The following is a 24,966-nucleotide window of genomic DNA, read 5'->3' as shown; positions in this document are numbered from 1 at the left end:
CCGCCAAGGATCGGTCGGAAGGGGGAGATCAATCCATGGCGTGGATATCTCGGTCCTTCGTTTCCGGCAGGAAGAGAAGGCCGATGACCAGCGTGATGCCTGCGAAGACGATCGGGTACCACAGGCCGTAGTAGATATCGCCCTGGGCAGCGCTCATCGCGAAGGCCGTTGCTGGCAGCAGGCCGCCAAACCAGCCGTTGCCGATATGGTAGGGCAGCGACATGCCGGTGTAGCGGATGCGGGTCGGGAAGAGTTCGACCAGAAGGGCGGCGATCGGGCCGTAAACCATGGTGACGTAGATCACCAGCACGGTCAGGACCGCAATGATCGTGATCCAGTTCACGCCAGCGGGATCGGCGACCATGGTATAGGCACCACCGCCGGCGATCGAATAGACGGGCATGTCGGTGACACCGGCGGCTTCCTCCGCGGTCAACAGCTTGGCCGTGACGAGATCGGCGGCAGGCATGGTTGCCTTTTCACCGGCGCGGATGGCGGCTGCATCGAGCTTCAGTTCCGGGTTGGCGGCAACGAAGGCGTCGAGCTTCGTGTCCGGCACCTTTGCGACACCCCGCACCAGAGGATAGCCGGCATCGTGCAGCGCCATGTTGGTCTGCTTCTGGAAGGCGGCGTCGAGGGCCTTGGCCTGGTCGCCGGCCGTCGTTGCGTCATAGCTGTTGATCGTCTGTTCGCCGACCTTCACCGTCGCCGCCGTGCCGGCCGCCGCCGTAGAGACGACATCGTAGGGCACCGAGTTCTTGGTGAGGAATGCGGTCGCGATATCGCAGGACGTGGTGAACTTCGCCGTGCCCGTCGGGTTAAACTGGAATTTGCAGTCGCCGGGGGCTGCGGTGACGGTCGCGCGGACCGTATCCTGTGCCGTGGCAAGCGCCGGGTTGCCGGCCCAGGTCAGTGCCTTGAACAGCGGGAAGTAGGTGAGCATGGCGAGCAGCAGGCCGGCCATGATGATCGGCTTGCGGCCGATCTTGTCCGACAGCCAGCCGAAGAAGACGAAGAAGCCGGTGCCCAGCAGCAGCGAGCAGGCGACCATGATATTGGCCGACTGGCCATCGACCTTCAGCACGCCCGTCAGGAAGAACAGCGCGTAGAACTGACCGGAATACCAGACGACGGCCTGGCCGACGACGGCGCCGAACAAAGCGAGCAGCGCGATCTTCGCATTGCGCCACTGGCCGAACGCTTCCGTCAGCGGTGCCTTGGAGCCCTTGCCCTCTTCCTTCATCTTCGCGAAGGCCGGCGATTCGTTCATCTTGAGGCGGATCCAGACCGACACGCCGAGCAGAACGACCGAGACGAGGAACGGAATGCGCCAGCCCCAGGCGGCGAAAGCCTCCTTGCCGACGATGAACTGCACGAGCAGGATGACCACCAGCGACAGGAACAGGCCGAGCGTCGCCGTCGTCTGGATCCACGAGGTGAAGTAACCGCGTTTGCCATCAGGCGCGTGCTCGGCGACATAGGTTGCCGCACCGCCATATTCGCCGCCGAGCGCCAGGCCTTGCAGCATACGCAGCAGGATCAGGATGATCGGGGCTGCGATGCCGATGGTGGCGGCACCGGGCAGGAGGCCGACGACGAAGGTCGAAAAGCCCATGATCAGGATGGTGACGAGGAAGGTGTATTTGCGGCCGACGAGGTCGCCGAGGCGGCCGAAGACCAGCGCGCCGAACGGACGCACCAAGAAGCCGGCGGCGAAGGCGAGCAGCGCGAAGATGTTGCGCGTCGTCTCAGGATACTGGCTGAAGAAGGTGGCGCCGATATAGATCGCCAGCGAACCGTAAAGATAGAAATCATACCATTCGAAAACAGTGCCGAGAGAAGAGGCGAAGATCACCTTCTTCTGCTCGCCGGTCATGGGCGCCGACTTGGCCTTGCCCACCGTCGAAACATTTGCCATTTGCTTGTCCTCCACAAAAACGGCGTGTCGGGGCAGCCCGTATGAGGTCCGATATTTCTCCCTAAAAACACCGGACAGGGTGCGCCTGATGGAAGGATGGCAGAAAACGAAACGCCGCATCAGCGCTGCTTTGGGCTTATGACTTTCGGTGTAGAACTTAAGTCGTAGGAAAGTGGCCGCCGCGATTTGCCCAAACCGGCAGGCAAGGCTTGACTCTTCGGCAGATGAGCGTATTCAGCACCCACGCAAGGGAACCGACATGAACCGCTTTGGTCTTTCCATCGCCCGCATGATCGCTCCGGCCTTCAACGCCGGACGGGTTCGCTATTGCGTATCGATTTCCAAAACAATGGCCAAAACGACGACGAAAACCGTCTGACGTCTCTGGCCACCGCTCTCTCCCCGGTATGGCCGGGGACAGAAACCCGCGCTCATGGCCGGCGGGTTTCCCTCCAAAAACCGCGGAGAGACAGAGAAAGAGAGCATTAGTCATGGGTTTCAAGATCGCAGTCGCCGGCGCGACCGGCAATGTCGGCCGGGAAATGCTGAACATCCTTTCCGAGCGTGGTTTCCCGGCTGATGAAGTCGTGGCGCTCGCCTCCGCCCGCTCCCAGGGCACGGAAGTCTCCTTCGGCGACAAGACGCTGAAGGTGCAGAACCTCGAAAACTACGATTTCTCCGACACGGACATCTGCCTGATGTCGGCCGGTGGCACGGTCTCGCAGAAGTACTCGCCGAAGATCGGCGCGCAGGGCTGCGTCGTCATCGACAACTCCTCCGCCTGGCGCTACGACGCCGATGTTCCGCTGATCGTTCCGGAAGTGAACCCCGACGCCATCAGCCTGTTCACCCGCAAGAACATCATCGCCAACCCGAATTGCTCGACCGCCCAGCTCGTCGTCGCGCTGAAGCCGCTGCATGACCGCGCCAAAATCAAGCGCGTCGTCGTCTCGACCTACCAGTCCGTCTCCGGCGCCGGCAAGGAAGGCATGGACGAGCTGTTCCAGCAGACCCGCGCCGTCTTCGTCGCCGACCCGGTCGAATCGAAGAAGTTCACCAAGCGCATCGCCTTCAACGTCATTCCGCATATCGATAGCTTCATGGAAGACGGCTACACGAAGGAAGAGTGGAAGGTTCTTGCCGAGACCAAGAAGATGCTCGACCCGAAGATCAAGGTGACCTGCACGGCCGTGCGCGTCCCGGTCTTCATCGGCCATTCCGAATCGGTCAACATCGAGTTCGAAAACGAGATCACGGCCGACGAGGCCCGCGACATCCTGCGCGAGGCGCCGGGTTGCCAGGTCATCGACAAGCACGAGAACGGCGGCTACATCACGCCTTACGAATCGGCCGGTGAAGACGCCACCTACATCTCGCGCATCCGCGAGGACGCGACCGTCGAAAACGGCCTCAATATCTGGGTCGTCTCCGACAACCTGCGCAAGGGTGCCGCTCTCAACGCCATCCAGATCGCCGAGCTGCTCGTCGCGCGCGGCCTGATCAAGGCGAAGAAGCAGGCTGCTTAATTTCTTGGGGGGATGCGTTTTTCGGCATTTCGGTGAAATGTGGCAACGATCCTTTAACCAAGTTTAAATAAAAGTCCCGGTTGTTCCGTCTGAGAACAATCGGGACTTCGCTTTAAGCCAGGCTGCAAGCGAAGCTCACGGCAAGGTGCGATGACAGGAACAGGGGAGCATGCCATGCTCCCGCAGCGGAATTCACGAGATCACGGGGTTTTTCATGGGCATGATCAAGAGCGTGGCCAAGGTGCTGGCCGCAATGATCGCCACGGCGGCGGTACCGGCAGCGGCTCAGGCCGCCAAGTGTGGAAATGATGCGGGCGGTTTTCCGGCCTGGGTCGAATCCTTCAAGGAAGAGGCGGCCGGCCGCGGCATCAGCCGCTCGACACTCGACAAGGCCTTCGCCAATGTCAGCTACGCCCGCGCCACGATCCGCGCCGACCGCGGCCAGAAGAGCTTCAAGCTCTCGCTCGACCAGTTCATGCAGAAGCGCGGCGGCAAGGCCATCATCAGCCGCGGGAAGAGCATGAAGAAGCAGAACGCCGCGCTGTTCGACCGCATCGAAGCCCGCTACGGCGTTCCCGCCGGCCCGCTGATCGCGATCTGGGGCATGGAAACCGGCTTCGGCGGCTTCCTCGGCAAGGAACACACGCTTTCGGCCGTCGCGACGCTTGCCTATGACTGCCGCCGCACCGAATACTTCACCAACCAGCTCTACGCCGCCCTGCAGCTCGTGCAGAACGGCACGCTGAGCACCACGGCGCGCGGTGCCGCCCATGGCGAAATCGGCCAGACCCAGTTCCTGCCGGCCAACGTCCTGAAATACGGCGTCGACGGCGACGGCAACGGCCGCATCGACCTCGTGGGCTCGAAGGCCGACGCGCTCGCCTCCACCGCCAACTTCCTGCGCGGCCACGGCTGGAGCGCCGGCGGCGGCTACCAGCCGGGCCAAGCCAATTTCGGCGCGCTCCAGGGCTGGAACGCGGCCAGCGTCTACCAGCGGGCGATCGCCATCATCGGCGCGGAAATCGACGGCGACTGATCGCTGGTCGTCCGGAATTGAAAATGCCCGGCGGGGGAGACCACGCCGGGCATTTATTTTGATACCGTTCGGAACGCTTATGCGCTCGGGCGTTTGAAGTCGCCGGTGGCGGCGTCCATGATCCAGAGCTCGCCGGTCGAGATGTCGAACCACGCGCCATGCAGCTGGATGCGGCCCTTCTCCTCGAGAATGCGCACGCAGGGAAACGTCCTGAGATTGGCGATGGAATTGCGGATCGAGACGCGCTCGAGCGCGCGCTGGCGTTCGCCCTGGGTCAGGATTTCCGCACTCTGGATCTGCTCGGCGACGGGCTTCAGCATGCCCATCCATTTGCCGATGAAATCGCCGGGCGACAGCGGCTCGGCATCCGGGTCGAGGGCTGCGGCAATACCGCCACAGCGGCCGTGACCCATCACCACGATATCGGTGACCTTCAGCGACTGGACCGCAAATTCCAGAGCAGCCGAGGTGGCGTGGAACTGGCCGTCCGGCTCATAGGGCGGCACGAGGTTGGCAACGTTGCGCACGACGAACAGTTCGCCCGGACCGCTGTCGAAGATCGTCTCCGGTGCTGCGCGGGAATCGCAACAGGCAATGACGAGGGTTTTGGGTTTCTGGCCGGTCTCGGCCAGCGCCCGGTAGCGGGCGGATTGCTCGGCATAGCGGCCGGACATGAAATTGCGATAGCCATTCAGAAGACGATCGGGAAAGCGGTTCATAGGTCGGAATACCCCCGTGATACGATCCACCGGACGAGGCTCCATCCGGTTTCCCGCATAAACCACTCGACGGTGCCGGACGCAAGTCAGGATCGGCGCGGCTGCGCCGGATGAACGAGACGGCGCATGTGCACCATGGCCATGGGTGTGGAAATGCTGGAGGCATCCTGTTCCAGCGTCAGCTCGTCCGCGCCGCGCTTGGCGGTGCGCGCCACGATCTCGAAGACGCTTGCCGTCGCCAGCATCAGCGCCCGCTCTTCGGGCAGGTTTTCCATCAGCCGGGACAGGAAGACCGCGGCAAGCAGGTCGCCGGTGCCGTTCGGCGGATTGTCCACCAGCCGGTGCTCGGCCAGAAGCGCGCTGCGCCCGGAAAGAAAGAGATTGCCGGTGCTGCCCGCCATCAGCGGTAGCGAGGAGGTGACGAGCATGCGGGCTGGACCGAGCGAAAGCGCCGCCTCCACGATCGCGTTGTTGGTTTCCAGCGGCGCGCCGGCAAGCCAGGCGAGCTCGAAACGGTTCGGCGTGGCGATCGACGCAAGCGGGATCAGACCGTCGCGGATCGCCACCGCCGTTGCCTCCGGCACATAGAGCCCGCGCTCGTCGCCGCAGACGGGATCGCACATATAGAGAAGATCGGGATTGTCGGCCCTGAGGCTTGCCACCAGCCGCGCGACGGAGCGCGCCTGCGCGGCGCTGCCGAGATAGCCGGACAGCACCGCCTTCACCTCGCCGCGCCAGGGTGCGCCGATCAGGTCGGAAATGATCGCGTCGAAATCCTCGTCCGAGATCGCCACCCGGGTCGCGCGACCATGGCCGGGATGCCAAGGCAGGATGACCGTCGGCAGGGCCCAGACGGGATGGCCGAGCGTTTCGAGCGCGAAGACGGCGGCGCGATTGCCCACCGTGCCGCGCACCACATGGCTCGAAATGACGATGACGGTGCCCTTGTCGCTCTCGCTCATAGCCGGCTTCCTTCGTTTCGTCGAAGTGATGGCAAGGGGGCTTCTGCCTGTCAACGTCCCGCCCTTTGACGGCCTTTTGTTGCAGGACAGCACGGAGCGCCGTCCGCCGGTTTTTGGCTGCTTTTCGACGAAAAATCGGTGATTTTCCGATAAAACGACAGCAAAACTGACCTATCTCGGACAAAATCGATTGAATTTTCTCGCAAATGCACAAATTTCGTCGCGCGTATTTTTTCTTCTGCTAACGTCCGGCCATCGGATTCGAGGGAGAATTCCATGGGTGCCCGGACCAACGTGAAACGAGAAAAACACATCGAGGCCGCAAAGGCCGCAGCCGCCGCTCTCGGCGCAAAAACACTCAACCCCGACATCCTCTTCGGGCGTGCCAGCAAGGACGATCTGGAGCACTATACCGGCCCGATGCTGGCCGCCGCCGCCGCCCATGCCATGGCCGAAATCGAGGCCTGGGATGGTAGCGAGCCGCGCGTCACCGTCACCACGCTTGCCAACGTCAAGCCGCAGGGCCAGCCGGTCTCCGTGCTCTCCGTCACCGATCGCAACCAGCCGTTCCTCTATGACTCGGTCATGGGCGAGGTGACGAGCACGCATCGCGATATCCATCTCGCAATCCACCCGATCCTCGTCGTCAGCCAGGAGGAGGCGCCAAAGCTCTTCTCGCCGGATGAGGAGAGCGACCCGACGCAGCGCGTCAGCCATATCGAGATCCATCTTTCCGAACTGGCACCCAATGAAGCCGCAGCGCTGGCCGACCGGGTGATGCATGTGCTCAACCAGGTGCATCTGGCCGTCGACGACTGGCCGTCCATGCTGGAAAAGCTCAACAGCGCCACCGCCGACATGGAGCGCTACGCCAAGGACAAGCCTGGCAAGAGCGAGGCGCTCGCCTTTCTCGACTGGTTGCGCGGCAACAACTTCACCTTCCTCGGCATGCGGGAATATTCCTATTCCGGCAAGGGTGAGCAGGCGACGGTGGAGCGCGGCGGCGATGGCCTCGGCATTCTCTCCGATCCGGATGTGCGTGTGCTGCGTCTGGGCAAGGACGCCGTGACGACGACGCCGGAAATTCTCGAATTCCTCGAAGGCCCGGATTTCCTCATCGTCACCAAGGCGAATGTCAAATCCGTCGTGCACCGCCGCGCCTATATGGATTATGTCGGCCTCAAGCGCTTCGACGAGAAGGGCAAGGTGATCGGCGAGCTGCGCATCGTTGGCCTCTTCACCTCGACCGCCTATACGCATGCCGCCGGCCAGATCCCGCTGCTGCGCTCCAAGGTCGAGGCGGTCATCGATCACTTCGGCTACGATCCGAAGAGCCATTCCGGCAAGATGCTGATCAACACGCTGGAATCCTATCCGCGGGACGACCTATTCCAGATCGATCCCGGCCTGCTCGCTACCTTCTCTGAACAGATCAACGAACTCTCTGACCGGCCGCGCATCCGCGTTTTGCCGCGCATCGACCGCTTCGACCGCTTTGTTTCCGTCATCGTCTATGTGCCGCGCGAACAATATGATTCGGATGTGCGCGAAAAGATCGGCACCTATCTGAAGTCGGCTTACGACGGCCGTGTCTCGGCCTATTACCCGGCTTTCCCCGAGGGTGGCCTCGCCCGCGTTCACTTCATCATCGGCCGCTCCGGCGGCAAGACGCCGCGCATCGCACAGAACAAGCTGGAACAGGCCGTGCGCGAGATCGCCACGCGCTGGAGCGACCGCTTCGAGGCGCTGTCCAGCGCCGACGGCCTGCGCCTCGTCACCGATCCCGGTTACCAGGAAGACTTCACGCCCGCCGAAGCCAATGCCGACCTCGCGCTGATTTCGACGGCGACACCGGAAAACCCGATCCGCATCTCCTTCTACCGCAAGGCCTGGAACACGGACCTTGCCTCGGTGGAACTGAAGATCTTCCACGCCGGCGAACCGGTTTCCCTGTCGCGCCGCGTGCCGCTGCTCGAAAATCTGGGCTTCAACGTCATCAGCGAACAGACGCACGACCTGACGCTCACCACCTTCGACGGCAACGAGCGCCGCGTCATCCTGCACGACATGGAGCTCAAGCAGCGCGACGGCCTGGAGATCAACCTCGCCAAGCTGAGCCCCATGCTGGAGGAAGCCTTCCTCGCCGCCTGGCACGGCGAAGTGGACGACGACGCGCTGAACCGCCTGGTGCTGACCGCTGGCCTCTCGGCCCGCGAAATCATGGCGCTGCGCACCTATTCGCGCTACCTGCGCCAGACCGGCATCGCCTATTCGCAGGGTTATATCGCCGATACGCTGAACAAGTATCCGGCCATTGCCGCCAACCTCTTCCGCCTGTTCGAGACCCGTCTCGACCCCAGGCTCACCGAGCGCCAGCGCGAGAAGAAGTCCGGCGACATCTCCACGGTCATCGAGGAGGCGCTGGCCAGTGTGCCGAGCCTCGACGAGGACCGCATCCTGCGCCGCTACGTCAACGCCATTCAGGCGACGCTGCGCACCAACTATTTCCAGCACGATGCCGACGGCAAGCCGCGCAAGACGTTTGCGATCAAGCTCGACCCGAAGGCGCTCGACGGCCTGCCGGAACCGCGCCCGTTCCGCGAAATCTTCGTCTATGGCGCGGAGGTCGAGGGCGTGCATCTGCGCTTCGGCAAGGTCGCCCGCGGCGGCCTGCGCTGGTCGGACCGCGCGCAGGACTACCGCACCGAAGTGCTCGGCCTCGTCAAGGCGCAGCAGGTCAAGAACTCGGTCATCGTGCCCGTCGGTGCCAAGGGCGGCTTCTATCCGAAGCAGCTTCCCGTCGGCGGTAGCCGCGATGCCGTCTTCAAGGCCGGCACCGAGGCCTACAAGACCTATATCCGCACGCTGCTGTCGGTCACCGACAACATCGTCGGCCAGGATGTCGTGCCGCCAGCCGATACGGTGCGCATCGACGGTGACGACCCCTATTTCGTCGTCGCCGCCGACAAGGGCACCGCGACCTTCTCCGACACCGCCAACGGCCTGGCGCAGGAAGCCGGTTTCTGGCTCGACGACGCTTTTGCATCGGGTGGCTCGGCCGGTTACGACCACAAGAAGATGGGCATTACCGCCCGCGGCGCCTGGGAAACCGTTAAGCGCCACTTCCGCGAGATGAACATCGACATCCAGAAGACGCCGTTTACGGTTGCCGGCGTCGGCGACATGTCGGGTGACGTCTTCGGCAACGGCATGCTGCTGTCGCGCAAGATCAAGCTCGTCGCGGCCTTCGACCACCGCGACATCTTCATCGATCCCTCGCCGGATACCGATACGTCCTTCGCCGAGCGCCGCCGCATGTTCGCCCTGCCGCGCTCGAGCTGGCAGGACTATGACCGCTCCGTGCTCTCCAAGGGCGCGATGATCATTCCGCGCACGGAGAAATCCGTCACGCTGACGCCGGAGGCGCAAGCCGTTATCGGCCTCGACAAGGCCAAGGCCACCCCGTTCGAAATCATGACTGCCATCCTCAAGGCGCCGGTTGACCTGATGTGGTTCGGCGGCATCGGCACCTATATCCGCGGCCAGAACGAGACGGATGCGGAAGTTGGCGACCGCGCCAACGACCCGATCCGCATCGTCGGCGAGGACGTGCGCGCCAAGGTGATCGGCGAGGGCGCCAATCTCGGCGTCACCCAGCGCGGCCGCATCGCCTTCGGCCTCAAGGGCGGCCGCAGCAACTCGGATGCCATCGACAACTCGGCCGGCGTGAACTCGTCGGACGTTGAGGTCAACATCAAGATCGCACTCGCCTCGGCCATGCGCGACGAGCGGCTGACCCGCGCCAAGCGCAACGTGCTGCTGGCCTCGATGACCGACGAAGTCGGCCATCTCGTGCTGCGCAACAACTATCTGCAATCGCTGGCAATCTCGCTGGTCGAAAAGCAGGGCACGGCCAATCGCGCGCCGCTGACCCGCCTGATGGACCGCTTGGAGGCGGCCGGCCAGCTCAACCGCAAGGTCGAGACGCTGCCCGACGACCGGACGCTTGCCGAACGCTACCAGGCCGGCAAGCCGCTGACGCGACCGGAGATCGGCGTGCTGCTCTCCTATGCCAAGCTGGTGTTGTTCGACGAGATCGTTCATACCAGCCTGCCGGACGAGCCCTATTTCGAACCGACGCTGACCGGTTACTTCCCGGCGAAGATGCAGAAGGCCTATGCGGACGACATTCGCTCGCATCGCCTGCGCCGCGAGATCATCGCGACGATCCTCGCCAACGAGGTGATCAACCGCGGCGGCCCGGCCTTCATCAACGGCCTGACCGACGGCACCGGCTTCGGCCCGGCGGATGCGGTGAAGGCGGCGGTGATCGCCCGTGACGGCTATGGCCTTGCCGCGCTCTATGCCGGCGTCGATGCCCTGGACAACCAGGTTGCCGGCACCTTGCAGAACGAGCTCTACGAAGAGATCGGCCGCATCTATGCCACCGTCACCAGCCTGCTTCTGACCACCGGCGCCGTCTCCGGCCCGATGGATCAGGCGGTGCACAAGCTGAAGCAGGCGCTGAAGCAGCTGCGTCCGCAGCTCTCCACGCTGGTGTCCGACGCCATTGGCGACGAGGCCCGTCGCAAGGCGCATGCCTATGAGGACGAGGGGGTTCCGGCCGAGCTTGCGGAAGAAATCGCAACGCTCTCCCTGCTCACCTTCGTGCCCGAGGTCATGCTGATCGCCAACGCGACGGGCGATACGCTCGCCAAGACGGCGCAGACCTTCGCCGGCATCAGCGCGACGCTGAATATCGGACGCCTCCTCTCGTCGGCAAGCCGCATCCCGACCGGCGATCTCTACGAGGCGCTCGCCCTCCAGCGCAGCCTCACCGATATCGCCAATGCCCGCCGCGACCTCGCCACCGTGGTGCTGACGCGCCACAAGGGCGACAAGGCGCCGCTCGCCGCCTGGCAGCAGGGCGACAAGGAGCGGCTTACCCGCGTGACGGCGAACCTCTCGGCCCTGACGGAAGCCGGTGAAGCGACGCTGGCCAAGGTCTCGGTCGCGGCCGGCATCCTGAGCGACCTTGCGCAGGAAAGAGCGAAATGACACAGTCCCCTGCCGGCTGACGGAGCCCGTTAGCCGGCTTGAGGACGGGCGCGGTCATCGCCCCCGGGTACCAGCGGGAGGGGCGATGACGGTTGTCACGGAAAGCCGGGAGCCACGCACGAGCCGGCTCGGCATAACAGGCTGGATGCTGTTCGACTGGGCGGCGCAGCCGTTCTTCACCGTCATCACTACCTTCATCTTCGGCCCCTATCTCGTCTCGCGCCTCACCGAGGATCACGCTGCGGGCCAGGCCGCCTGGAGCTATACGCTCACGCTCTCCGGCATCGCGATTGCACTGCTTGCCCCCATCATGGGCTCGATTGCCGACGCATCCGGTGCGCGAAAACCCTGGATCGCCGCCTTTGCGGCCGTCAAGATCCTCTCGCTTGCCGCCCTCTGGTATGCCGAACCCGGCAGCAGCCTCATCTATGCCATGGCGCTGATCGTTCTGGCGACCGTTGCCGCGGAATTCTCCATTGTCTTCAACGATTCCATGATGCCGCGGCTCGTGCGCCCTGAGGATACCGGCCGCATCTCCAACATCGCCTGGGGTCTCGGCTATCTCGGCGGCATGATCGTGCTGATCGCCGTCGTGGCGCTGCTCGCCGCCAATCCGGAGACCGGCAAGACGGCCATCGGCATCGCCCCGCTCTTCGGGCTCGATGCGGCGGCTGGCGAGGATGCCCGCATCACCGGGCCGATCTCGGCGTTGTGGTATTTTGTCTTCATCCTGCCGATGTTCTTCTTCACGCCGGACCAGAGCAAGGGCCTGCCGATCGCCGCTGCCGTACGTGCCGGTTTCGCCGATCTCTCCGAGGCGCTGAGAGACCTGAAGAACAAGCCCGGCATCCTGCGTTTCCTCGTCGCCCGCATGATCTATCAGGACGGCGTCAATGGCCTGCTGGCACTCGGCGGCACCTTCGCCGCCGGCATGTTCGCCTGGCAGACCTTCGAGCTCGGTATCTACGGCATCATCCTGAATGTCGTGGCCATCGGCGGCTGCCTCTATGCCAGCCGGCTCGATACGCGGCTGGGCTCCAAGACCGTGGTCGTCATGAGCCTCGTCTGCCTCACGCTCGCGACGGTCGGCATCGTCTCGACCGGCCCCGGCTTCACCCTGTTCGGCCTGATCCCGCTTCCCGCAGAGGATTCCGGCGGCCTCTTCGGCACCGCCGCGGAAAAGGCCTATATCCTCTACGGCCTGCTGATCGGCGTCGCCTTCGGCCCGGTGCAGGCCTCGGCACGCTCTTATCTTGCCCAGAGCATCCATCCGGACGAAGCCGGCCGTTATTTCGGCCTCTACGCTCTCTCGGGTCGCGCCACGTCCTTCCTGGCGCCGCTCTCCGTCGCGCTCATCACCACCGCGACGGGCTCGGCGCGTGCGGGCATGATGGCGCTCATCGTCTTCCTCGTGGTCGGCTTCCTGCTCTTGCTGCGCACGCCCTATCCGGCCGCGAAAGTCGAGGCATGAAACGCAAAACGCCCCGCTAGCAGGGCGTTTTGATTTCCTAGATGACTCCGGCCAAGGGTCAGTGGCGGAAGTGGCGCATGCCGGTGAAGACCATGGCGACGCCCGCTTCATCCGCCGCGGCAATGACTTCCGCATCTCGCATCGAGCCGCCCGGCTGGATCACCGCCGTGGCGCCCGCGGCAATCGCCGAGAGCAGGCCGTCGGCGAAGGGCAGGAAGGCTTCAGAGGCAACGGCGGAGCCGCGCGTCAAAGGCTCGGCCAGGCCCATAGCCTTGGCGGCTTCCTCGGCCTTCAGGCCGGCGATGCGGGCGGAATCGACACGGCTCATCTGGCCGGCGCCGATACCGGCCGTCTGGCCATCCTTGGCATAGACAACGGCATTCGACTTCACGTGCTTGGCGACCTTGAAAGCGAACTTCATGTCGATAAGCTCCTGCGCCGTCGGTGCACGCTTGGTGACGACCTTGAGCTCGAGATCCTCGACCATGCCGTTGTCGCGGCTCTGCACGAGCAGGCCGCCTGAAACCGTCTTGGCGGAGAGGCCGGGCACGCGCGGATCGGGCAGGGCGCCGGTCACCAGCAGGCGCAGGTTCGGCTTGGAGGCGATGATGGCGCGGGCCTTCTCATCGGCGTCGGGCGCGATGATGACCTCGGTGAACAGTTTGACGATTTCTTCCGCCGTCTCGCCGTCGAGCGTCGAATTGAGCGAGATGATGCCGCCGAAGGCCGAGACCGGGTCGCAGGCGAGCGCACGGGCGTACGCGTCCTTCAGCGTTCTGCCGGTGGCGACACCGCAGGGATTGGCATGCTTGATGATCGCGCAGGCCGGGCCGTTTTCCGGCAGGAATTCCGCCACCAGCTCGAAGGCGGCGTCCGTGTCGTTGATGTTGTTGTAGGAAAGCTGCTTGCCCTGCAGCAGCGTCGCGGTGGCCACGCCGGGACGGTTCTCACCGGTCACGTAGAAGCCTGCCTTCTGGTGCGGGTTCTCGCCGTAGCGCATCTCTTCCTTCAACACCCCACCAAGCACGCGGTGACGCGGCATGGCGATATCGAGCGCCTCGGCAAACCAGTTGGAGATCGCTGCGTCATAGGCCGCCGTGCGGCCATAGGCCTTTGCGGCGAGGCGCTGGCGGAAGGCATAGGAGGTCGAACCGTCGGCCAGCTCTTCCAGCAGCGCCGGATAGTCCGAGGGGTCGGTGACGATGGTCACATAGGCATGGTTCTTGGCCGAGGCGCGGATCATCGCCGGCCCGCCAATATCGATATTCTCGACCGTCGTCGGATAATCGCCGCCTTTGGCGCGAACCTCTTCGAACGGATAGAGGTTGATGACCGTCAGATCGATCGCGCCGATGCCATGTGCTTTCATCGCTTCGACATGCTCGGCATCGTCGCGGATCGCCAGCAGGCCGCCATGTACGGACGGGTGCAGCGTCTTGACGCGGCCGTCCATGATTTCCGGAAAGCCGGTGATCTCCGAAACGTCGGTGACGGCAAGGCCGGCATCGCTGAGCGCTTTGTGCGTGCCGCCCGTCGAGAGCAGGCGAACGCCCTTGTCAGCGAGCGCCTTGGCGAGCTCGACGACACCGGTCTTGTCGGACACGGACAAAAGCGCGGTGCGGATGGCAACGCGGTCAGGGGCGGGGATTTTCTTGGAAACAACGGCCATGGGGCGCTCCGTTCTGCGGCCCCGGAAGGAGGGGCGGATGGTCATGCGCCCCGTTATCACAGGCAGGACCGGGAGAAAACCTTGAAAGGCTGAATTCTCAACCCCGAGCACTCACCGTTGCCGGGCGAGAGACCACTGAACTTCCGGTATCTCGGCGAGCGGCATGGTCAGCGTCAGCTGGCGGGAGGGGCGCACGCCCGAGGGATCGGCGAAGAACACGTCCTCCTCCTCCTCGACCGGCACATCCAGGCAGGTCAGCGCCCAGGCCTCGCCATCCGGCGCCACCAGCCGCGTCTCATTGGCCGAGGCGCGGTAGAGCTGGATGGTCGGATGGACGTGGAAGCGTACGACGGCCGTACCCTTCTCGATAGGCGCGTTCGCCGTCGCCGGCTTGAAGAAGCGCTCGCGGCCGCGGATTTCACCGCCCGTCGGCGACACCAGGATATCGCGCTCGTAGAGGAGGCCGAAACGCTTGAGATAGCCGTCATGGCTCGCCGTCACGCCATCGGCGCCGGAATCGCGCTCGATGCGCGCGACGTTCACCTTGCTGACGCCGCCGATGATGATCGGCCCCAGGAAGCGCGACGAGGAGATGCGCGAGGAGGAGGTGTCGTTCAGCGTCGCCACCGAATGGGCGGCCGTCATGCGCGACATCTGCCGCATAGCCTCGCCGGCAAAACGCGGGCGCCCGGAATTGACGATGAAGCGGTTCTTTCCAGAGGAAACTTCGATGGAAAGCGTGCCCGCCGCCGCAGTTGACGACAGATCGACGGATTTCGACGTGCCGGTATCCATCAGCACCACGGTCTCCTTCACCGCCACCCGGTCATAATTGATCGAGGGCAGGGCCTTGAAGGGGGCGCCACCGGTCTCGTCGTAGCGCAGCGCCGACATCAGCTCGTTGGCCAGCGTATAGGTCGCGCCGTTGAACAGCGCGAGCTCGCCGCCCTGATGGCGGAAGAAGCGCAGGGCCGGATAGATGCGGTCGATGCAGGGAATGAGCTGCGTCGGCATGTCATGGCCGAGATTGACGTAAGTCTGGCGCAGCGGCAGCAGGTCGAGCAGGAGATCGAGTGCCGCGCGCGGATTGCGCGAGCAATGGCCGCCGTCCGGCAGGATCTGCCGGTCCAGCTCCTCGTCGAGATGACGGGCGGCCTTGCGCATCTTGGACGGCGAGGAGGGCATGGCGATGGAGGCCATGGCGAGTGCGATGCGCACGCGAAGCCGCGGCTCGCCGTCACGCGTCGTATCGGCGACGTGGCGCAGGTAACGCACCTGGAAGGCGAGGCTTTTCAGGAACCGGCGATAGAAAGGATAATCGGCATCCTTCAGCACGACGGGCGAATGAGAGAGCCAGGCGATGATGCGCTGCGCCGTGACATCCGGCCGCCAGGCAAGCCCGCCGATGACCCGGCCATGGCTTTGCAGCCAGTCGTCGACGATGAAACGGGTGGTGAGCGCCGCCTTTTCCGGATCGACCAGCCGCATATGGCGCAGCCAGCCGAAGCAGTGCAGGCGGACGGCGAACTCTTCCGACGGCAGTTCCAGCGCGAAGGGTGATTCGCCCTCGCATTCGAGGCTGCGGCCGGCGAGCGGGAAACGGCCGGCCATGATTTCTTCGCCGGCAAAGGAATCGGCCGGGTGCAGATCGGTCGGCGCAACGATGAGGCGGTCGGGCGTGCCGCCGGAAAAACGCATGGCGCTGATCCGCCCCAAGGCAAGCCTGCGCGAGAAGCGCCGCCAGCTCTCACGCATATACAGATAGGATAGCCGCTGACGGTCGGAAAGCTGCATGGTTAACGAATGCCTCCAAGCCTATAGGTAGGCCGAGGAGAGGAGCGCCGTCAATTCATCGCCCGCTGATGGACTGTTGATGACCTCGGCAATATTTTGGGATGATTTTGCGTTCAATTGGCTTTTCGAAGCCTTACCGCGTAAAATCCATCCAATCCGCCCGCATGATCGCCGGTTGCCGGCAGCATGGCCGGCGTCGTGCGCAGCTCGCCGCGCGGCGAAACCGCATCCTCAAGACCCGGCCAGTCGGCGGGATCGGCCGGAATGATTCGCCAATCCGCATTGTCGGCGAGAACGCGCGAAACCATGTCCTCGCCCTCGTCGGGGTCAAGCGAGCAATTGGAGAAGACGAGTTCGCCACCTGGCTTGACCAGCGTCAGGGCATGGCGCAGCAGGCGCTCCTGCAGGCGCGCGAGCTTCTCGATATCCTCCGGGCCTTTCGTCCAGAGCACGTCGGGATGTTTGCGGATCGTGCCGGTGGAGGAGCAGGGGGCATCGAGCAGGACGGCATCGAAGAGCTCGTCGGTGCGGAAATCCGCCATGTTGATCTCCTGCGTCCTCGCCGAAAGGCCGAGCCGCTCGAGATTGCCGATCAGCCGCTTCAGGCGATTGCCGGAATGGTCGAGCGCCGTCACCTCAGCGCCGGCGAGAAGAAGCTGCGCCGTCTTGCCGCCGGGGGCCGCGCAGAGATCGACGACGCGCTTGCCCTTGAGATCGTCGAACAGTTTTGCCGGCAGGCTCGCCGCCGCGTCCTGCACCCACCATTGCCCGTCCTCGAAGCCTTCCAGCGCGGGAATGGCGCCGGAGGCGGCGGGAAGCCGGACGGAGCCGGTCGGCAGCACGCGGCCGCCGAGTTTGGCGGCCCAGCCCTCGGCATCGGACTTGACGGTCAAATCGATGGCCGACGGCTCCAGCATCGCCTCGGCGATGCGGCCGGCATGCTCGCGGCCATAGATGTCGGCGAGGCGGTCGTAAAACCATTCGGGAATTACGGGAACGGCGCGGGTCGCGCTGAGATGCGAGGCCTTTTCGCGCGACAGCCGGCGCAGCACCGCATTGGTGAGGCTGGCGAAACGACGGTTGCGTGGATCAAGCTGCGCCTGCTCCACGGCGAGATCGACGGCGGAATGATCCGGCACGTCGAGATAGAGGATTTGCGCAGCCGCGACGGTCAGGACATGGTGCAGCGCGCGGGCGCCATCCGGCAGCGGCGTGCCGACGAGCGTGTCGAGAATGGCCTCGATACGGGGGAGGTGGCGCAGCGCCGTGTTGAGGATGGCACGCACCAGCGCCCGGTCGGCATCGTTCAGCTGGCGATAGGCGGGGTTGCCGTTTTCGAGGTCCAGCATGCCGTCGAGCGATGTCTTGCGATCGACCACGGCCGCGAGGATTTTTGCCGCCGCCTGCCGTGCGCGCAGGCCCGGCTTTTCAGGCTGGCTCTCGGCCGTCTCGGGCTTCGGCCGCCGGGGGCCGTCATGGCGTTTCGGAAACGGTTTTTTTCTGCGCGTGTCGTCGTTCAAGACCAGGGACCTTTGGGTGGTTCGGAGCCACCGCGTCCCCAGCCCGTCGTCGGTACGGAGCGCGATTTGCGCACGGGATTATCAGCCCGGACCGGTTCCGTCGAGCGGGCCTGCATGGTGCGGGCCATTTCCTGGAGCGCCGCGATGCGGTTCTCGGTGTTCGGATGGGTCGAAAACAGGTTGTCCATGCGCTCGCCCGAGAGCGGATTGATGATGAACATATGCGCCGTTGCCGGATTGCGCTCGGCCTGATTGTTGGGAATACGGCCGGCCGCGACCGCGATCTTGCCGAGAGCGGAGGCCAGCCACAGCGGATTGCCGCAGATTTCCGCGCCCCGCTTGTCGGCGGAATATTCGCGCGTGCGGCTGATCGCCATCTGCACCAGCATGGCGGCGAAGGGGGCGACGATCATCGCGATCAGCACGCCGACGAAGCCGAGCGGATTGTTGTTCTCGCGGTTGTTGGAGCCGCCGAAGAACATGGCGAAGTTGGCGAGCATGGAGATCGCACCGGCAAGCGTTGCCGTCAGCGTCATGGTCAGCGTGTCGCGGTTCTGGATATGCGCCAGCTCATGCGCCATCACCCCCGCCACCTCTTCGTAGGAAAGCGCCTGGAGGAGGCCGGTGGAGGCGGCGACGGCGGAGTTTTCCGGGTTGCGGCCCGTCGCGAAGGCATTGGGCTGGTCGCTGTTCATGACGAAGACGCGCGGCATGGGCAGGCCGGCGCGTGCTGCGAGATCCCGCACGATGCCGTAATATTCGGGTGCCGTGCGCTCATCGACCTCCTTGGCGCCGTACATGGACAGCACCATCCGGTCGGAATTCCAGTAGGAGAAGACGTTCATGCCGATCGCGACCACGAGTGCGATCATCATGCCGCCTTTGCCGCCGATGAGCAGGCCCACGCCCATGAAAAGCGCCGTCATGGCGGCGAGCAGCATGGCTGTGCGAACGATGTTCATGCGTTTTCGGCTCCTGTCAGGTCCCATCGACCCAGCTGTCGATCCTTGGTTTCAAGGATATGGTTCACGTCAATAGGCGCTTTCCACAGCGTCTTCACGCTCCTATATGATGGGAAACCACCCGCACTTCTTCAATATCCCGGAAGGATGCCGATTTTCATGGACAGCGACAACGACAATCATTCCGACGGCCGCAAAGTGCTCCCGCCCGCAGCCCAGCGCGCCCTGCAGGAGGCCGAGGAGCGCCGCAAGGCGGCCCAGCCTGTCGAGCGCGCCGAGGAGATCGGCGGCCGCGGCGGCGAAGACCCGGCACGGTTCGGTGACTGGGAGATCAAGGGCCGGGCGATCGATTTCTGAGAGCCGGAAGCCGTCCTCGCCTGAGACGTTTCAAATAGGCGACTTCCTCCTCTCCTTCGTCATCCCCGGGGCGAGCCGAGAATGACGAAGGAGAGGAGAAGGGGCGTTACCTCATCCGAACAATCACGCACGCAACTCTACAAAACGAAAACGGCGGCCACTGGCCGCCGTTTCGCTTTGTCGTTCCGTGATCGGGCTGCTCAGCCACCCGCCTTGTTCTGGCGGTTCGCAATCAGGTCGTCCACGACGGCGGGATCGGCGAGCGTCGAGGTATCCCCGAGTGCGCCAAAATCGTCCTCGGCGATCTTGCGCAGGATGCGGCGCATGATCTTGCCGGAGCGGGTCTTCGGCAGGCCGGGCGCGAACTGGATTTTGTCGGGCGTCGCGATCGGGCCGATTTCCTTGCGGACGTGTTTGACGAGATCCTGGCGCAGTGCGTCGTTGCCCTCCTCGCCGGCCATCAGCGAGACGTAGCAATAGATGCCCTGGCCCTTGAGGCTGTGCGGATAGCCGACCACGGCCGCTTCCGAAACGAGATGGTGCGAGACGAGCGCCGATTCGATTTCGGCCGTGCCGAGGCGGTGGCCGGAAATGTTCAAGACGTCGTCGACGCGGCCGGTGATCCAATAGTAGCCGTCCTCGTCCCGGCGGCAGCCGTCGCCGGTGAAATACTTGCCCTTGTAGGTGGAGAAGTAGGTTTCGACGAAGCGCTTGTGATCGCCATAGACCGTGCGCATCTGGCCCGGCCAGCTGTCGGTGATGCACAGATTGCCGTCGGCCGCACCTTCGAGCACCTTGCCCTCGTTATCGACGAGTTCGGGCTTGATGCCGAAGAACGGCCGTGTCGCCGAACCCGGCTTGAGGTCCGTCGCACCCGGCAGTGGGGTGATGAGGATGCCGCCGGTTTCCGTCTGCCACCAGGTATCGACGATCGGCGAACGGCCTTCGCCGACCACGTTGTAATACCATTCCCAGGCTTCCGGGTTGATCGGCTCGCCGACCGAGCCGAGCAGGCGCAGCGACGAGCGGTCGGAGCGCTTGACGAAGTCGTCGCCGGCACCCATCAGCGCGCGGATCGCCGTCGGTGCAGTGTAGAAGATGTTGACCTTGTGCTTGTCGACCACCTCCCAGAAGCGACCGGCATCCGGGAAGTTCGGCACGCCTTCGAACATCAGCGTGGTCGCGCGGTTCGCGAGCGGTCCGTAGACGATGTAGGAGTGGCCGGTAACCCAACCCACATCGGCCGTGCACCAGTAGATATCGCCGTCCTGATAATCGAAGACGTATTTGTGCGTCATCGAGGCATAGACGAGATAGCCGGCCGTGGTGTGCAGCACGCCCTTCGGCTTGCCGGTCGAGCCGGAGGTGTAGAGGATGAACAGCGGATCTTCCGCCTTCATCCTGGCCGGCGGGCAATCGCGCGGCACCGTCAGCACTTCCTTGTGATGCCAGATGTCACGACCCGGCGCCCAGCCGATCTTGCCGCCGGTGCGGCGCACGACCAGAACCTTGTTGACGATGACATGTTGCTTGGCGGCGATGTCGATCGCGGTATCGGTGTTTTCCTTGAGCGGGATCGGCTTGCCGCCGCGCACGCCCTCGTCGCAGGTGACGACGAAGGTCGATTCGCAATCGACGATGCGGCCGGCCAGCGCATCCGGCGAGAATCCGCCGAAGACCACGGAATGGATGGCGCCGATGCGCGCGCAGGCGAGCATCGCATAGGCCGCTTCGGGGATCATCGGCATATAGATGGTGACGCGGTCACCCTTCTTCACGCCGTGCTTCTTCATCACGTTCGCCATGCGGCAGACGTGTTCGTAAAGCTCGTTATAGGTGATCTTCTTGTCGATATAGGGATTGTCGCCTTCCCAGATGATGGCGACGTCGTCGCCATGCGCCTTCAGGTGGCGGTCGATACAGTTGTAGGAGACATTGGTGATGCCGTCCTCGAACCACTTGATCGGGACCTTGCCATTGAACGAGGTGTTCTTGACCTTCGTATAGGGCTTGAACCAGTCGATGCGCATGCCGTGTTTGTCCCAGAAGCGCTCCGGGTTCTCGATGCTCTCGCGATACCATTTCTGATAGGTATCGTTGTCGATGAGCGCACGGCTTTTTGCGGATTTCAGGACCGGATAGGTCTTTGCGGACATGGATGCCTCCCTATGACTGCGCATGCGCGGGAAACCGTATTCTCCTCCGGTCCCGCCACTCTCGGCGCCATTCATATCAGGTCAAAGCATTACGGCAATTAGACAAAGGTCATTTGTCTCTTGAAGAATTGCATTTCTGCGACAGTGAGGGTATAGAGGGCGCAATTCCCGGAACATAGTGGTTAACTACCCCACGACCCGCGACACCGGCGCGGACGGACAGAAGGACTATATGCATGGCTCAGCAGCTCCTCATGCCAAAGGCGACCGCGGTCTGGCTGGTCGACAACACGGCGCTGTCGTTCGAACAGATCGCGACTTTTTGCAAACTGCATCCGCTTGAAGTGAAGGCGATCGCCGACGGCGAATCAGCCCAGGGCATCAAGGGCCTCGACCCGATCTCGACCGGCCAGCTGTCGCGCGAGGAAATCGCCCGCGCGGAAGGCAACCCGAACCACAAGCTGAAGCTTTCCGAGCCGAAGGTCCGCGTTCCCGAATCCAAGCGCAAGGGCCCGCGTTACACGCCGGTCTCCAAGCGCCAGGACCGCCCGAACGCCATTCTCTGGCTCGTGCGCAACCATCCGGAACTCAAGGATGCGCAGATCTCGCGTCTCGTCGGCACCACCAAGTCGACGATCGAGCAGATCCGTGATCGCACCCACTGGAATTCGACGAACCTGACGCCGATGGATCCGGTCACGCTGGGCCTCTGCTCGCAGATCGATCTCGACCTCGAAGTCGAACGCGCCTCAAAGGGCCGCCCGCTGCCGACGGCCGCCGAACTCGGCGCCACGCTCGAATCCGCCCAGGAAACGGAAAAGCTGCCCTACAGCGACCGTGAAGAGGAAAAGGAAATCGACGCCGACGCCGTCTTCGCCAAGCTCAAGTCGCTCAAGTCGTCCACCCCGGACGAGGACGAAGACGACCGCTTCTAAGCGACGCTTCATCGTGAATGCAAAAACCGGTCGCCATTGGCGGCCGGTTTTTTGTGAGCTACGGCATGGGTGTCTCCGGCGGAGATAGGAGTGTGTCGCTTGCCGGGGCGCTGCCCCTAGCGCCTTATCCGCGTCGACAGAATGATCGACGACAGGGTGCGTTCCACGCCGTCGATGGCGCCGATGCGGTCGATGAGGTGGTCGAGTTCGGCGATGGATGCCGCCTCGACGACCGCGATCAGGTCGAAGCTGCCGCTCACCGAATGCAGCGTGCGCACGGCGGAGATGGCGTGCAGCTCCGTGGTGATGCGCGCCAACGTCTTCGGCGCGATGGTGATGAGGACATGCGCCTTCACCATGCCACTCTCGTAAGCGTCCGAAAGCTTGACGCCGTAGCCGGCGATGACGCCGTCCCTTTCCAGCCTGTCGATCTTCGCCTGCACGGTCGTGCGGGAAAGGCCCAGCTTGCGAGCGATGGTCGCGGTCTGCTCGCGGGCGTTCTCGCTGAGGATGGAGAGAAGCTCGCGATCCTTGGCGCCTAGCGTCGAAATGCTCATTTTTACCGTCGTTCTGCCGATATCGATGATTGATTATGCCAGATATGGCGCTTTAAATCGACAGCCATCCCTCTCAAAATAAGCGCATCAATTCATGCCGGAGGGAAATCACATGAAGGACATCGTCGTCATCGGCGCAGGCAAGATCGGCTCGACCATCGCGCGCATGCTGGCTCACAGCGGGGATTACCGCGTCACCGTCGCGGACCGCGCCGAAGAGCAGCTTGCTGGCATCGAGAAGCACGCCGCGGTCACCACGGCCGTCGTCGATATCACTGATGCCGCCGCCATGAAGGCCCTTCTGACCGGCAAGTTCGCTGTTCTCTCGGCCGCCCCCTACCACCTGACGGTCGCTATCGCCGAAGCAGCCGCTGCTGCCGGCCTGCACTATCTCGACCTCACGGAAGACGTCGAATCCACCCGCCAGGTTAAGCGCATCGCCGAAAACGCCAAGACGGCCTTCATCCCGCAGTGCGGCCTGGCACCGGGCTTCATCTCCATTGTCGCCAACGACCTCGCCAGCCGCTTCGACACGCTCGACAGCGTGCGCATGCGCGTCGGCGCCCTGCCGCAGTACCCGTCCAACGCCCTGAACTATAACCTGACCTGGAGCACGGACGGCGTCATCAACGAATATATCGAGCCCTGCGAAGCCATCGTCGAAGGCGCGCTGATCGAGGTTCCGGCGCTGGAAGAGCGTGAAGAATTCTCGCTCGACGGCGTCACCTACGAAGCCTTCAACACCTCGGGCGGCCTCGGCACGCTCTGCGAGACGCTGAAGGGCAAGGTTCGTACGCTGAACTACCGTACGATCCGCTATCCCGGCCACGCCGCCATCATGAAGGCGCTCTTGAACGATCTCGGCCTGCGTCACCGCCGCGAGGTCCTCAAGGACATCTTCGAAAACGCCCTGCCGACCACCACGCAGGACGTCGTCATCATCTTCGTGACCGTTTCGGGCCGCAAGGGCGGTCGCCTGATCCAGGAAACCTACGCCAACAAGGTCTACAGCGCCCCGGTCGCCGGCGCCCTGCATTCCGCCATCCAGATCACCACCGCAGGCTCGATCTGCGCCGTGCTCGACATGCTGGCCGATGGCTCGCTGCGCGCCGAGGGTTTTGTGCGCCAGGAAGAAATCGCACTCGACGCTTTCCTCGCCAACCGCTTCGGCCACTACTACGCCCAGGAAAACCGCGGCGCCCACGCCGCCTGATCCTTCAAGGACCTTCGATGCCCCGGCCGGAAAGACCGGGGCATTTTTGCATCTGTGGCCCAAAGCCGCGGGGAAGCAGAGAACGCCAGAAGGCGCGGACACATAAAAATGGGGCCTCTTTCGAGGCCCCTTTTCTTTGTCGGATTGTCTTTTGCCGGGCTTAGGCGAGTCTGGCGCAGGCGTCCGCGATGCGCTTGAGCGCTTCCGTCAGTTCCGCTTCCGACGTGGCGTAGGAGATGCGGAAATAGGGGGAGAGGCCGAAGGCGGAGCCGGGGACGACCGCGACGTTGGCGTCTTCAAGGAGATAATCCGTGAAGTCGCTGTCGGCTTCGATGCGCTTGCCCTTCGGGGTGGTCTTGCCGATCACGCCGGCGCAGCCGGAGAAGGTGTAGAAAGCACCTTCCGGGGTGCGGCAGGCGAGGCCGGGAATGGCGTTCAGGGCCGAGACGACGAGATCGCGGCGATGCTTGAAGCTTGCCTGACGGTCCTTCAAAAAGTCTTGAGGACCATTGAGCGCCTCGACGGAGGCGGCCTGGCTGACGGAGGAGGGGCAGGAGGTTGCCTGGCTCTGGATCACGGCCATGGCCTTGATCAGCGCCTTGGGGCCGCCGGCATAGCCGATGCGCCAGCCTGTCATGGCATAGGCCTTGGAGACGCCGTTGATCGTCAGCGCGCGGCTTTTCAGGCGCGGCTCAATGGCGACGGGGGTAACGAACTTGAAGCCGTCATAGACGATGTGCTCGTACATGTCGTCGACCATCAGCCAGACATGCGGATGCTTCAGCAGCACGTCGAGCAGCGGGCGGTAGTCCGCTTCACTGTAGGCGGCGCCCGAGGGGTTGGACGGCGAGTTGAACAGCACCCAGCGGGTTTTCGGTGTGATCGCCTTTTCCAGTTGCTCGGCCTTCAGGCGAAAACCGGCTTCGGCGTCGCAGGGGATCAGCACCGGCACGCCGCCGCAGATTTCCACGATGTCGGAATAGGAGGTCCAGTAGGGCGTCGGGATGATGACCTCATCGCCGGGATTGACCGTCGCCATGAAGGCGTTGAACAGAATCTGCTTGGCGCCCGTCGCGACGGTGACTTCGTCGACGGCGTAGTCGACGTTGTTTT

17 protein-coding genes are annotated in these 24,966 nt (G+C 63.7%); 7 read left to right on the top strand and 10 right to left on the bottom strand.

What is annotated here, in order from left to right; all coding sequences use genetic code 11:
• Positions 1-28: 28 nt before the first annotated feature.
• The gene (locus tag ACOZKU_RS15525) at positions 29-1,918 is read right to left on the bottom strand and encodes an MFS transporter (RefSeq protein ID WP_421579618.1); all 1,890 of its coding nucleotides are present in this window, start codon (positions 1,916-1,918) and stop codon (positions 29-31) included.
• A gap of 491 nt (positions 1,919-2,409) precedes the next feature.
• Between ACOZKU_RS15525 and ACOZKU_RS15520 the strand changes: the two genes are divergently transcribed.
• Positions 2,410-3,444: an aspartate-semialdehyde dehydrogenase gene (locus ACOZKU_RS15520; RefSeq protein WP_421579617.1), complete on the top strand. Its 1,035-nt coding sequence runs from the start codon at positions 2,410-2,412 to the stop codon at positions 3,442-3,444.
• A 214-nt stretch (positions 3,445-3,658) separates the two neighbouring features.
• Positions 3,659-4,480, top strand: a complete 822-nt coding sequence (locus tag ACOZKU_RS15515) for a lytic transglycosylase domain-containing protein (RefSeq protein ID WP_314089866.1) — start codon at positions 3,659-3,661, stop codon at positions 4,478-4,480.
• Positions 4,481-4,557: 77 nt separating this feature from the next.
• Here ACOZKU_RS15515 and ACOZKU_RS15510 read toward each other — a convergent pair whose 3' ends face one another.
• The gene (locus ACOZKU_RS15510; RefSeq protein WP_314089864.1) at positions 4,558-5,199 is read right to left on the bottom strand and encodes a carbonic anhydrase; all 642 of its coding nucleotides are present in this window, start codon (positions 5,197-5,199) and stop codon (positions 4,558-4,560) included.
• 86 nt (positions 5,200-5,285) lie between these two features.
• Positions 5,286-6,161 (bottom strand): pyridoxal kinase PdxY, encoded by an 876-nt coding sequence (gene pdxY, locus ACOZKU_RS15505; RefSeq protein WP_314089862.1) that lies wholly within the window; start codon positions 6,159-6,161, stop codon positions 5,286-5,288.
• Positions 6,162-6,437: 276 nt separating this feature from the next.
• Between pdxY and ACOZKU_RS15500 the strand changes: the two genes are divergently transcribed.
• Both ACOZKU_RS15500 and ACOZKU_RS15495 read left to right on the top strand, forming a co-directional pair.
• The gene (locus ACOZKU_RS15500) at positions 6,438-11,219 is read left to right on the top strand and encodes an NAD-glutamate dehydrogenase (protein WP_421579616.1); all 4,782 of its coding nucleotides are present in this window, start codon (positions 6,438-6,440) and stop codon (positions 11,217-11,219) included.
• 85 nt (positions 11,220-11,304) lie between these two features.
• Complete coding sequence (locus ACOZKU_RS15495; protein WP_421579615.1) at positions 11,305-12,690, top strand: MFS transporter; 1,386 nt, start codon at positions 11,305-11,307, stop codon at positions 12,688-12,690.
• A gap of 58 nt (positions 12,691-12,748) precedes the next feature.
• On the opposite strand, the gene purH is transcribed toward ACOZKU_RS15495, so the two are convergent.
• From purH to htpX, 4 genes are all read right to left on the bottom strand, one after another.
• Positions 12,749-14,359: a bifunctional phosphoribosylaminoimidazolecarboxamide formyltransferase/IMP cyclohydrolase gene (gene purH, locus ACOZKU_RS15490; protein ID WP_421579614.1), complete on the bottom strand. Its 1,611-nt coding sequence runs from the start codon at positions 14,357-14,359 to the stop codon at positions 12,749-12,751.
• 111 nt (positions 14,360-14,470) lie between these two features.
• Positions 14,471-16,153: a heparinase II/III family protein gene (locus ACOZKU_RS15485; RefSeq protein ID WP_421579613.1), complete on the bottom strand. Its 1,683-nt coding sequence runs from the start codon at positions 16,151-16,153 to the stop codon at positions 14,471-14,473.
• 113 nt (positions 16,154-16,266) lie between these two features.
• The gene (locus ACOZKU_RS15480) at positions 16,267-17,673 is read right to left on the bottom strand and encodes an RsmB/NOP family class I SAM-dependent RNA methyltransferase (RefSeq protein ID WP_421579612.1); all 1,407 of its coding nucleotides are present in this window, start codon (positions 17,671-17,673) and stop codon (positions 16,267-16,269) included.
• Positions 17,670-18,635, bottom strand: coding sequence for a zinc metalloprotease HtpX (htpX, locus tag ACOZKU_RS15475; protein ID WP_421579611.1), 966 nt, complete (start codon positions 18,633-18,635; stop codon positions 17,670-17,672). Before htpX ends, ACOZKU_RS15480 begins: the two co-directional genes overlap by 4 nt.
• Positions 18,636-18,794: 159 nt before the next feature.
• Here htpX and ACOZKU_RS15470 point away from each other — a divergent pair, with 159 nt between their 5' ends.
• Positions 18,795-18,992: a DUF1674 domain-containing protein gene (locus ACOZKU_RS15470; protein WP_298095373.1), complete on the top strand. Its 198-nt coding sequence runs from the start codon at positions 18,795-18,797 to the stop codon at positions 18,990-18,992.
• Positions 18,993-19,192: 200 nt separating this feature from the next.
• Here ACOZKU_RS15470 and acs read toward each other — a convergent pair whose 3' ends face one another.
• Positions 19,193-21,148: an acetate--CoA ligase gene (gene acs / locus ACOZKU_RS15465; protein WP_421579610.1), complete on the bottom strand. Its 1,956-nt coding sequence runs from the start codon at positions 21,146-21,148 to the stop codon at positions 19,193-19,195.
• A 236-nt stretch (positions 21,149-21,384) separates the two neighbouring features.
• On the opposite strand from acs, the gene ACOZKU_RS15460 reads away from it, so the two are divergent.
• On the top strand, positions 21,385-22,083 hold the full coding sequence (locus tag ACOZKU_RS15460; protein ID WP_313524030.1) for a DUF1013 domain-containing protein: 699 nt from the start codon (positions 21,385-21,387) through the stop codon (positions 22,081-22,083).
• A 116-nt stretch (positions 22,084-22,199) separates the two neighbouring features.
• Here the strand turns inward: ACOZKU_RS15460 and ACOZKU_RS15455 are convergent, their stop codons facing one another.
• Complete coding sequence (locus ACOZKU_RS15455) at positions 22,200-22,640, bottom strand: Lrp/AsnC family transcriptional regulator (protein WP_298104087.1); 441 nt, start codon at positions 22,638-22,640, stop codon at positions 22,200-22,202.
• 112 nt (positions 22,641-22,752) lie between these two features.
• Here ACOZKU_RS15455 and ACOZKU_RS15450 point away from each other — a divergent pair, with 112 nt between their 5' ends.
• Complete coding sequence (locus ACOZKU_RS15450) at positions 22,753-23,853, top strand: saccharopine dehydrogenase C-terminal domain-containing protein (protein ID WP_421579609.1); 1,101 nt, start codon at positions 22,753-22,755, stop codon at positions 23,851-23,853.
• Between the two features lie 160 nt (positions 23,854-24,013).
• Here the strand turns inward: ACOZKU_RS15450 and ACOZKU_RS15445 are convergent.
• Positions 24,014-24,966, bottom strand: a 953-nt coding sequence (locus ACOZKU_RS15445; RefSeq protein WP_421579608.1) for a pyridoxal phosphate-dependent aminotransferase, incomplete at its 5' end; no start/stop codon positions are given.

The sequence above is a fragment of the Shinella sp. M31 genome (genome assembly GCF_049199205.1).
GTDB lineage: Bacteria > Pseudomonadota > Alphaproteobacteria > Rhizobiales > Rhizobiaceae > Shinella.
The sequence above is the reverse complement of the archived record's forward strand: the minus strand, read 5'-3'. Positions and strand labels throughout refer to the sequence as shown.